Source organism: Pseudomonas sp. PvP009 (genome assembly GCF_017832995.1).
In the GTDB taxonomy this organism is placed as follows: domain Bacteria; phylum Pseudomonadota; class Gammaproteobacteria; order Pseudomonadales; family Pseudomonadaceae; genus Aquipseudomonas; species Aquipseudomonas syringae.
The window spans coordinates 675,111-686,477 of the sequence record NZ_JAFIBG010000001.1 but is presented as its reverse complement, the minus strand read 5'-3'; the positions used below and the strand labels follow the sequence as shown (position 1 = coordinate 686,477).

Annotated in this window: 7 protein-coding genes; 4 read left to right on the top strand and 3 right to left on the bottom strand. The window is 61.3% G+C overall.

The genetic code is table 11. The features are described 5' to 3' along the window. The first annotated feature begins 94 nt into the window (after positions 1–94). Positions 95–5,041, top strand: coding sequence for an alpha-2-macroglobulin (locus tag JOE29_RS03070; RefSeq protein ID WP_210078782.1), 4,947 nt, complete (start codon positions 95–97; stop codon positions 5,039–5,041). 378 nt (positions 5,042–5,419) lie between these two features. Then, positions 5,420–6,367, top strand: a complete 948-nt coding sequence (locus tag JOE29_RS03065) for a transposase (RefSeq protein WP_210078781.1) — start codon at positions 5,420–5,422, stop codon at positions 6,365–6,367. A gap of 183 nt (positions 6,368–6,550) precedes the next feature. On the opposite strand, the gene JOE29_RS03060 is transcribed toward JOE29_RS03065, so the two are convergent. After that, complete coding sequence (locus JOE29_RS03060) at positions 6,551–6,844, bottom strand: hypothetical protein (protein WP_003307908.1); 294 nt, start codon at positions 6,842–6,844, stop codon at positions 6,551–6,553. Between the two features lie 95 nt (positions 6,845–6,939). On the opposite strand from JOE29_RS03060, the gene pbpC reads away from it, so the two are divergent. Further along, a complete protein-coding gene (gene pbpC, locus JOE29_RS03055; RefSeq protein WP_074951442.1) occupies positions 6,940–9,288 on the top strand; it encodes a peptidoglycan glycosyltransferase PbpC in 2,349 nt (782 codons plus the stop codon). A 124-nt stretch (positions 9,289–9,412) separates the two neighbouring features. On the opposite strand, the gene JOE29_RS03050 is transcribed toward pbpC, so the two are convergent. Together JOE29_RS03050 and JOE29_RS03045 are read right to left on the bottom strand one after the other, a co-directional pair. Beyond that, a complete protein-coding gene (locus JOE29_RS03050) occupies positions 9,413–9,820 on the bottom strand; it encodes a response regulator (RefSeq protein ID WP_044312226.1) in 408 nt (135 codons plus the stop codon). A gap of 41 nt (positions 9,821–9,861) precedes the next feature. Next, complete coding sequence (locus JOE29_RS03045; RefSeq protein ID WP_003340979.1) at positions 9,862–10,068, bottom strand: Flp family type IVb pilin; 207 nt, start codon at positions 10,066–10,068, stop codon at positions 9,862–9,864. Positions 10,069–10,399: 331 nt separating this feature from the next. On the opposite strand from JOE29_RS03045, the gene cpaB reads away from it, so the two are divergent. Next, entirely contained in the window at positions 10,400–11,359 is a 960-nt protein-coding gene (gene cpaB, locus JOE29_RS03040) for a Flp pilus assembly protein CpaB (RefSeq protein WP_210078780.1), read from the top strand. The last annotated feature ends 8 nt before the right edge of the window (positions 11,360–11,367 follow it).

Sequence of the window (11,367 nt, the reverse complement as noted above, 5' to 3'; positions counted from 1 at the left end):
GATAGATGACCTTACGGGTCAATCTGACAGTAATACTTGTCATCACGACTGTTATATAGTCGCATCCTCTCTACCGTTGCCGATGAGTGCCCCCATGTTAAACAAAGGATTGTTTCTGGCTTGCGCGCTTGCGCTGCTGAGCGCCTGTGATTCTTCTTCCACGGATAAACCCGCGCCCGCTACGGCCCCCACGACCCAGGCAACGGTCACCGACACAAAGCCCAAACCCGCAGTCGACCTCGCCGCGCTGAGCAAGCGCTACGCAGACCGCGAACTGACGGTCATCGATGTGTCGGAAATCCAGGTCGACGGCGCAAGCACCCTGTCGGTGAGCTTCTCGGTGCCGCTCGACCCCGAGCAGAAATTCGACGAAAAACTTCACCTGGTGGACAGCAAGAGCGGCAAGGTCGACGGTGCCTGGGAGCTATCTGACAACCTCATGGAATTGCGCCTGCGCCACCTGGAGCCGCAGCGCAAACTGGTCCTGACCGTCGATGCCGGTCTGCTGGCCGTCAACAAGGCCAAACTTGCCGCCGAATACATCAGCCGTCTGGAAACCCGCGACCTGCAGGCCTCCGTCGGTTTCGCCAGCCGTGGCAGCCTGTTGCCGACCCGTCTGGCCGAGGGCCTGCCGGTGATCGCGCTGAACGTCGACAAGGTGGATGTCGAGTTCTTCCGCATCAAACCCGACTCGATGCCGAACTTCCTCGCCCAGTGGGACGGCGCGTCGAGCCTGTCCAGCTACAGTTCCGAAGAGCTGCTGCCCATGGCCGACCTGGTCTACAGCGGCCGCTTCGACCTCAAGCCCGCGCGCAACACCCGTGAAACCCTGCTGCTGCCGATAGCCGGTATCAAGCCCCTGCAACAGCCAGGTGTCTATCTGGCGGTGATGCGCGCCTCCGGCACCTACAGTTACTCGCAGCCGGCCACCCTGTTGACGCTCAGTGACATCGGCCTGTCGGTGCACCGTTACAGCAACCGTCTGGACGTCTTCACTCAAGCGCTCGAGGGTGGCAAGGCGCTGGGTGATATCAGCGTCGATGTGTATGACGACAACGGCAAGGTCGTCGCCCAGGGCAAGACCGACAGCGACGGTCACGCGCAACTGCCGTTGCCGGCCAAGGCTGCCGTGGTACTGGCGCACAAGGACGAACAGACCAGCATGCTGCGCCTCAACAGCTCGGCGCTGGACCTGGCCGAGTTCGATATCTCCGGCCCGCAGGCTCACCCGCTGCAATTCTTCATCTTCGGCCCGCGCGACCTGTATCGCCCCGGCGAAACCGTGCTGCTAAACGGCCTGCTGCGCGACAGCGACGGCAACACCGTCAAGCCGCAGCCCGTCACCGTCGAAGTGCGCCGTCCCGATGATCAGGTCAGCCGCAAATTCGTCTGGGAAGCCGACAGCAATGGTTTCTACCAGTATCAATTGCCGCTTGCCGACGAAGCCCCCACCGGACGCTGGCAACTGGTGTTCGAGCTGGGCGACGGCAAGCCGCAGCTTTACGAATTCAAGGTCGAAGACTTCCTGCCCGAGCGTCTGGCGCTGGAGCTCAAGGGCAGCGACACGCCGGTGGCGCCTGCTGACAACCCGCAATTCGATATCACTGGCCGCTACCTGTACGGCGCCCCCGCTTCGGGCAATACGCTGACCGGTCAGGTCTATGTCCGCCCGCTGCGCGAGGCGGTGCCGAAGCTGCCGGGTTATCAGTTCGGCTCGATCACCGAAGAAGACCTCAAGCATGATCTGGAGCTTGAACCCGTCACCCTCGATGCCGAAGGTCATTCGACGCTCGCCGTGCAGAGCGAGTGGGCGCAGGCCAAATCGCCGCTGCAACTGATTCTGCAAGCCAGTCTGCAAGAGTCTGGCGGGCGGCCGATCACCCGTCGCCTGGTGCAGCCGATCTGGCCTGCCGAACACCTGCCCGGCGTGCGTGCACTGTTCGGCAGCAGCACTGGCAGTGACGACTACGACGACGAAGCCAAGGGCGAAGCGCAGACCAACGGCGACGGCCCGGCCGATTTTGAAATCGTCATGGCCGACGCGGCTGGCAACAAGCTGGGCGCTGACAACGTGAAAGTCCGGCTGATCCGCGAGCGCCGCGATTACTACTGGAACTACTCGGCCGACGACGGCTGGAGTTACCACTTCAACGAGAAATTCCTCAACCTGAACGAAGAAACCGTCAGCATCTCCAAGGACGCCACCGCCAAGGTCAGCTTCCCGGTCGAATGGGGTCCTTACCGTGTCGAGGTGGAAGATCCGTCCACCGGAATGGTCAGCAGCCTGCGCTTCTGGGCCGGTTATCGCTGGCAGGACAACACTGACGGCGGCGCGGTCAGGCCGGATCAGGTCAAGCTGGCGCTGGACAAACCAGCCTACAACGATGGCGACACCGCGAAAATCACTGTCACCCCGCCGGCTGCGGGCAAGGGTTATCTGCTGGTCGAGTCCAGTGAAGGGCCGCTGTGGTGGCAGGAAATCGACGTGCCTGCCGAAGGCAAATCGTATGACATCCCGCTGGACAAAAAATGGGCGCGCCACGACCTGTACGTCACCGCTCTGGTGATACGTCCCGGTGAACGCAAGGCCAATGTCACACCCAAGCGCGCCGTGGGTGTTCTGCACCTGCCGCTGGACCGGGCGCAGCGCAAGCTGGCGCTGACGGTCACCGCGCCGGAGAAAATGCGCCCCAGACAACCGCTGACCCTCAAGGTCGCCGCCAAAAATGCTGACGGCAGCGTCCCCAAACAAGTCCACGTGCTGGTGTCGGCGGTGGACGTCGGCATCCTCAATATCACGAGTTACGCAACGCCCGATCCGTTTGCCAGCCTGTTTGGCCGCAAGCAGTACGGAGCAGACCAACTGGACATCTACGGTCAACTGATCGAAGCCGGCCAGGGGCGACTGGCAAGCATGGCGTTCGGTGGCGATGCACTGGCGAAGGGCGGCAAACGTCCGGACACCAGCGTCACCATCGTGGCGTTGCAAAGCGCGCCGGTGACGCTCAATGACGCCGGTGAAGGTGAAGTCAGCGTTGATATACCGGACTTCAACGGCGAACTGCGAATCATGGCTCAAGCCTGGACCGACGACCGCTATGGCATGGCCGAGGCGAAAACCGTGGTTGCTGCGCCGATCATCGCCGAACTGTCGACGCCGCGCTTTCTTGCCGGTGGCGACCAGACCAGCGTGGCGCTGGACGTCTCCAACCTGTCGGGCAAGGCACAGAAGCTGGACGTGAAAATCAGCGCTGAGGGACAGTTGGGCATTCCGGGCGGCGACCAGAGCAAGCCCCTGCAGCTCAAGGAGGGCCAGCGCGTCACCCTGAAGGTTCCGGTGCTGGCGCAAGGCGGCCTGGGTCAGGGCAAAATCAAGGTGCTGGTCGAAGGTCTGGACCTGCCGGGCGAAAACCTGCCGGCCTTTACTCGCGAATGGACCGTCGGTGTGCGCCCTGCCTACCCGGCGATGCTCAAGCATTATCGCGCCACGCTCAATGATCAGCCCTGGAGCCTGCCGGAGGGCGCGCTGGAAGCGTTCGAACCGGCCGGTCGTGAGGCGCTGCTGTCATTGTCGAGCCGTCCGCCCTTGAACCTCGGCGAACAGATTCGCGCATTGAAAGCCTACCCTTACGGCTGCCTGGAACAGACCGCCAGCGGCCTGTACCCGTCGCTGTATGCCGATGTCGCAACCCTCAAACGCCTGGGTCTGACCGGCGAAACGGATGCCGAACGCAAGCGCAAGGTCGAGATCGGCATCGAGCGGCTGCTGGGCATGCAACGTTACAACGGCAGTTTTGGCCTGTGGGGCTCGGACAGCGACGAGGAATACTGGCTGACGGCGTATGTCACCGACTTCCTGCTGCGCGCTCGCGATCAGGGCTTTGCCGTGCCCCCGGATGCGCTGAAGAAAGCCAGTGAACGCCTGCTGCGTTATCTACAGGATGCCGGCCAGATTCAAGTCAATTACAGCCAGAACGCCGAACATACGCGCTTCGCAGTGCAGGCCTATGCCGGGCTGGTGCTGTCGCGCAGTCAGCAGGCACCGCTCGCGGCCTTGCGCAGCCTGTTCGACCGCCGCAGCGACGCGCGCTCCGGCCTGCCGTTGGTGCAACTGGCAGTCGCGCTGGAGAAGATGGGCGACAAACCCCGCGCCGACCAGGTCCTGATGGCGGGTCTGGCCGCCAGCCGCAAGAATGAATGGCTGGCTGACTACGGCAGCTCGCTGCGTGATCAGGCGTTGATACTGGCATTGCTGGAAGAAAACGACCTCGCCAAAGACAAACGTGATGAGCGCCTGTTCGCCCTGGCCGATGAGGTGGCCGCCAATCGTTACCTGTCCACGCAGGAAAGCAATTCACTGTTCATGGCTGGCCGTAACCTGCTGGGCAAACCGGAAAAGGACTGGACCGCCAGCATCGCCAGCGGCACTCAAACCCGCGAACTGAGCAACCGGCAGCCGGGCCTCAAGCTGGACGGTTCGCTGCTGGCCTCGCCGCTTTCGGTGCACAACCAGAGCAGCGAAGCGCTTTACCAGCAACTGACCGTCTCCGGTTATCCCACCCAGACGCCTGCAGCGGGTGGCGAAAACCTGAGCATCCGCCGCGAGTACCTGAACCTGAGCGGCGCACCGCTGAACATCGGCGCCTTGAAAACCGGGCAACTGGTGCTGGTGCACCTGGAGATCGGTGCCAAACAGCGCGTGCCGGATGCGCTGGTGGTGGACCTGCTGCCTGCAGGCCTGGAGCTGGAAAACCAGAACCTGGCGCAAAGCGCGGCGAGCCTGGAAGACGCCAGCGAGGACGTGAAAACCATCCGTGAGTCGATGGAAAACGCCGGGATCAAACATCAGGAATATCGTGGCGACCGCTACGTGGCAGCTCTGGACATCGAGGGCAGCAGCACCGTGCACCTGCTCTACCTGGCGCGAGCCGTCACCCCGGGCACCTACCGCGTACCGCCGCCGCAGGTCGAATCCATGTACCGCCCGAACTGGCAAGCCCTGGGCGAAGCGCCAGCGCAGATGGTGGTGAAGGGGAAATGATCGCCAATTGATTGGAATGCATGACAGTGGAAGCAAGCTTGCTCACAAAGGGGCCGACGCACCACAGCTCCAGTAGGAGCGACCGGGGCGGCGATCCGCATTGTTCGCGAAAGGGCCGGTACATCCGCTGAAGATGTATCGCCCGTACCAGAGCCTTCGCGAACAAGTTCGCTTGTATGGTAAGACTTGAAGGGAGGAGGAGGGACTTAGTTCGCTTCTGACTGTTCGCGCAGTACAGACCCGTAGGAGATTTCACCCCTCCTCCTTTCACCCAAGCGCCGATAAAGAATGCTTAAGGCTCACAACCTACGATAGAAACAAGCCTGCGCCTCTGGGTGGCCCCTTCAAGTCTGTAAACCTTATCCCCGAGGAGGCGTTATGGCAATGCGGGTTACTCTGGAAAAACCGATCATCGGTGTAGATGTCGCCAAGAATGAGCTGGTGATCTACCACGATCAATATGATCGACTTGAGGCAATCCCCAATACCAAAGTCGCCATCACCCAATGGCTGAAGGCCTTGGCGAGCAGCCGCGCCATCGCCATCGAAGCCACTAACGTCTATCACGTCCTGTTCGCGGATGCGGCCCACGAAGCAGGCTGTGACGTTTATATGGTGGATGGCTATCAGCTCAGTCATTACCGTAAAGGCGTCAACATACGCGCCAAAACCGATGCCCAAGATGCTCGTTTGTTGGCCCGATACCTGAAAAACGAGCTTGATGAGTTGCGGCCCTGGATACCTGCGAGCCCGCTTTATCGGCAGCTTCTGAGCCTGTTCCGACGTCGTGCAGCCTTGGTTCAGGCTCGTACTGGCCTGGTACAAAGCTGGACCAACGAGCCTTTTCTGAGAACAGCGTTCACCAATCAGGTCAACTCGATGAAACGATTTGAGGCGCTCGTTGAAAAGAAGATTCGCGATGTACTGCAGGAAGCCGGGCTGATGAGGCAGGTCAACCGCTGTATGAAAGTAGAAGGGATCGGCTTTCTGACTGCAGCTCGTTTGGTCACTTCTTTTCAGCGAGGCGAGTTCAGCGGAGCGAACGCCTTTATCGCGTTTCTTGGGCTGGACCTGAGAGTATCCAAATCAGGGCAAAGTGATGGACCTCGTCGATTGACCAAACGCGGCGATCCAGAAGCCCGACGGTTGCTGCACAACGCGGCTATGTCCGGGAGCCGTACGCCGGCCTGGAAGCCTTTTTATGAAGAGCAGAGAAAGCGTGGCTTTAGTACAACTCAAGCGCTGGTCATGCTCTCCCGAAAGTTGGCTCGAGTAGTCTTCGCTCTGTTAAAGAACCAGAGCGAATATCAAACAAAAGTGGCTTGAGGGCTTTCCCAAAACCATAGAATCTCCTACAAAAGTAAAAAGTGTCTCAGATGTGCGCCACAGAAACGATCGAGGCACCCTACACAACTGCAACGACACACCGCAGATCCAGTGGGAGCGAGCTTGCTCGCGAAGGCGTCGCCCCGTTCACCCACCATGGCGGCGGGTTAGCCTTTCAACGCATCAATGAATGATCCAGCTCAGCAACCAGAGGCCCAGCGCCAGCCAGATGATGCCAAGGATGATCGAAGCGCGCATGAAGGCGCGGACCGCCGAGTACAGCAGCATCAGGCCGATGACCAGTGCGATGATGCTGATCAGCGAGGTGTCCATGCCCAGCGTGCGGGACAAGCCATCGACAAAATTTCCCCCAGCATGGGTAAACCCGTTGAACAACCACGCCAGACCGTCGACAAAGAAGCGAATGATCGCGCCGATGGCCTGCCCGAGCCATTCAAAAAAGCCTTCTACCTGCATATCTACGTCCTGATTGGGGTCGTGAAGAAAATGGTCTGTCCGCTTTGGCTGTCGCAATGCGTGTCAGGTTCCGTGGATCATAAAGGCTCTTTGCGTTGAAACCTGAATTTCTTCTGCGCCTGCCGCGAACATTCAAGTGGCTGGCGGGCGCAATCATGCTGCTGATCGCCCTCCTCTGGCTGGCCGACCGACTCTGGCCGCTGCCACTGCCCAGGGACGATCTGGCTCGCGTCGTCCTGGCCGAGGACGGCACACCGTTGTGGCGCTTTGCCGACGCCAACGGCGTGTGGCGCTACCCGGTCAGCAACGAGCAGGTCTCGCCCTACTACCTCGAAGCCCTGCTGACCTACGAGGACCGCTGGTTCTACAGCCACCCCGGGGTGAATCCGCTGGCGCTGTTACGCGCCACCTGGCAAAACCTCAGCGGTGCCCGTGTAGTCTCGGGCGGCAGCACACTGTCGATGCAAGTGGCGCGGTTGCTCGATCCGCATTCACGCACGCTGTCCGGCAAGTTTCGTCAGCTGTGGCGTACGCTGCAGCTTGAGTGGCACCTGTCCAAGGATCAGATCCTCAGTCTGTACCTCAATCGCGCCCCGTTCGGCGGCACACTGCAAGGCGTCGCAGCCGCCAGTTGGGCCTATCTGGGCAAGTCGCCGCAGAACCTGACCCGCGCCGAGGCGGCATTGCTGGCGGTGCTGCCACAGGCGCCAAGCCGCCTGCGTCCTGATCGTCACCCGCAGCGCGCGCAACAGGCCCGCGACAAGGTGCTGAGGCGCCTGGCAGAGTTTCAGGTGTGGCCGCAAGCAAGCGTGAACGAAGCCCTGGAAGAGCCTTTATGGCTGGCACCGCGACAGGAACCGAGCCTGGCGCCGTTGCTGGCCCGACGCCTGAATCGCCCCAACAGCCCGCCACTGATCCGCACCACGCTGGACGCGTCACTGCAACGGCGCATGGAAGACCTGCTGATGGGCTGGCGCGCACGCCTCCCGGAGCGAACGTCGGCGGCGATTCTGGTGGTCGAGGCGGAAAACATGGCCGTGCGCGCGTACGTCGGCTCGGTGGACATCAATGACGCCAAGCGCTTCGGCCATGTGGACATGGTCACCGCCCTGCGTTCGCCGGGCTCGACGCTCAAGCCGTTCCTGTACGGCATGGCCATGGACGCCGGGCTGATCCACTCCGAATCCCTGATGCAGGATGTACCACGGCGCTATGGCGACTATCGACCGGGCAACTTTTCGAGCGGTTTCGGCGGGCCGGTGGCGGCCAGTTCGGCGCTGTCGATGTCCCTCAACCTGCCTGCAGTGCAGTTGCTGGAGGTCTACGGGCCGAAGCGCTTCGCCGCCGAACTGCGCAATGGCGGCGTGCCCCTGACCCTGCCGCCGCTGGCGGAGCCGAGTCTGGCGCTGATTCTTGGCGGCGCAGGCAGTCGGTTAGAGGACTTGGTGACAGGCTACAGCGCCTTCGCGCGCGGCGGGCGCAGTGCCGATGTTCGACTGCAACCGCAGGACCGACTGCGTGAACGGCGGATGATGTCACCGGGCGCTGCATGGATCATTCGACGCATTCTCAGTGGTCAGTCGCGCCCGGACATCGACCCGCGCGCCGAGCTGGTACAGCGCCCGCAACTGGCCTGGAAAACCGGCACCAGCTATGGCTTCCGCGATGCCTGGGCGATTGGCGTCGGGCCGCGTTTCCTGGTGGGCGTCTGGATCGGCCGGCCGGATGGCACACCGGTGCCAGGGCAGTTCGGGCTGGCTTCGGCGGCGCCGCTGATGCTTCAGGTGCACGATGTGCTGGTCAATCGCGACAGCCAGCGCGGGATCGCCGCACCGGTGCAACCCGTGCCGCAGAACGTCGGTGTGGCCGCCATCTGCTGGCCGCTGGGTCAACCGATGAGCAAAAGCGACCCCAATTGCCGTCGCCAACGTTTCGCCTGGACGCTGGACGGCACCACGCCGCCCACCCTGCAAGCGGCCGACCAACCGCTTGGGCTGGGTTTGCAGGAGCGTGTCTGGGTCAATGCCAAAGGGCTGCGCGTTGCGGCCAATTGCCCGGACGCCCAAGCGCAGGACATCGCGCTGTGGCCTGCGCCTCTGGAGCCCTGGCTGCCCAGAGCAGAGCGACGCGATGCTCGCCTGCCACCCGCTGACCCGGATTGCCCACCGCATAACCTGAACCTGGCGCCCCCGCTGAGCATTGTCGGTGTGCGTGAAGGCGACAACCTGCGCCTGCCTGCCGCCAGTCGTCAGGCTTTACGCCTCACGCTCTCAGCACTCGGCGGCAGTGGCCATCGCTGGTGGTTTATCGATGGCAAACCTCTGGCAGACACCGACACCCGGCAAGACTTCACCCCCACCCTGAGTAAACCGGGGCGTTATCAGTTAAGCGTGCTGGACGAGAGCGGCCAGACGGCGCGGGTTGAATTCAGCGTAGTGGAGTAAACGCAGACGGGTGTGACGCAGAGCGTCACGAAAGGCATTCCTACGCTGGAGCGTGAGGAACGACAGGCCGCTGACTTCGTGCCCATGCTCCAGCGTAAACATGCTTTAGGGCGCGAGCCTGTCGTCACAGAACCTGAAAAACCTTCGGCTCGGGAAACAGGTTGTTGAGGGTTTCCAGCAAACGGACGTGATAGATCGGCTTGCGGAACAGGTCGAGCACGTGCAAACGCAGCAGGTCGCTGACGTCATCCATGTCGGCGTGGCCGGAGGTGACGATAACGGGCAAATGCTGGCGTGAGGTGTGATCGCGCAGGTGACGAATCAGCTGGATGCCGCTTTCCTCCGGCATCCGCAGGTCAGTGATCACCAGCGCGATATCCGGGTGGAGGGTCAACTGATGCAAGGCCATCTTGACGGAAGACGCCGTGAAACAGCAGAACCCCTCACCTTCAAGCAGTTCTGCCAATTCCTCGTTTGCGTCCTCTTCGTCATCAACCAGAAGCAGTTGTTGGCGGATGGGGTGGACAGCCATGTGGTTCTCTCAACAGGGTGAACTCAGGGCACAATAGTAAACTACTCCGCCGCTTTGCCACCCAGCACGCCAATAATTTTATTGAATTGACCTTTAACAGCGTCGCCCATCGGCGTCACCATCGCAAACAGCACCAGCGCCACCATAGCTACAATCACAGCGTACTCAATCGCCGATGCCGCCTCCTTGTCCTTCAGAAAAGACTGAATTCGAGTGTAGACGCTGACATACAACTGGGTAAGGAACATCTCATTTCTCCTTGCGCCTTCAGTGGCGCCAATAAACCTTCGTGCGCATGTATCTCCTCGCAATATCAGCATTGCCTTCAATCAAAAAACCCACAATCTCAACAAAGCATTAACCGGAAAGTAATAGGTCTGGCCAACCCGTTGCGCAGACTGCCGAAACAGCTATGCCATTCATCCGAAAGCATTTTTATACCAAAGCAGAATGGCGCTTTGGTTGCCATGAGCTACCTTCACATAACGGACATTTGACCTCGTCCTCTATTACCTGCTGGTGAAGTTGCCGCACCGCGTGTGTTGAAGTTGTCCTGCGATGACAAAGGGAAAAGTTGCCATGAGCAGTCGCATTACCCTGGTGCTTGCTGTCCTGTTTTTGTTGGGGGCGTTGATTGCCGGGTATCTGGGGATCGCCGTCAGCAAACCAACTGAGGCACCTGCAGTTGTCATTCCGCCCAGCGAACCTGTCACCACCGAAACAGCGATCCAGACGCCGCCGACTCCTCCCGTCGAGGACGCTCTGCGTCACAACGTCGTGGTATTGGCCAGGGATATCCCTGCCTATACCGCAATCACGGCCGATGACCTGACCATCGAGCGCCTCAAGGTCGCCCCACCCGGCAGCTTTGAAGCCATCGACAAGATCGTCGGGCGCAGCAGCTGGCGCACGCTGACCGCCGGAAGCTGGCTTACGGAGAGCAACTTCGAAGCAGGCGGCACCCTGGCGCGAATGATCCGGCCACACGAGCGGGCCCTGGCATTACAGGTCGATGAAGTGACGGGCGCCTCCGGGCAACTCAGCCCCGGCGACTACGTGGATGTGCTGCTTTACCTGCCTGAGGACGTGAGCAATCCGAATCGGTCGAGCCAGGTCGTGGTGCCTGCCCTGCGGATTCTCGGCGTTGGCGGGCTGCTCGGTCCGGACCGCAACGGCAAGCCGGTGCAGAACATCAACGCTGACGAACGCCTCAAACAGGAGCAGCAGCGGATCAACGCGCGAACCGTCACGGTCGCAGTGCCGCAGGCCCTGGTGGCGCGTCTGATGCTGGCGTCGCAAACCGGTGTCCTGCGTCTGGCCGTGCGCAGCGCCGACGAGGGCAACCTGCAGGATTACTGGGCCAACGAAGCCAGCGGCCCTGACGCTGCCGAGCGACTCGATTCAGCCAACCGCCAACTGGTCAGCTTCAGACAACTGAGCCTGGGGCCGGCCAGCGCGCCAACAGCAGGCGCAACCCCGCGTACGTCTCGCGCTGTCGAGGTCATACGCGGTAACCAGATCACGCAACAAACTCCCTGATTGAGCAA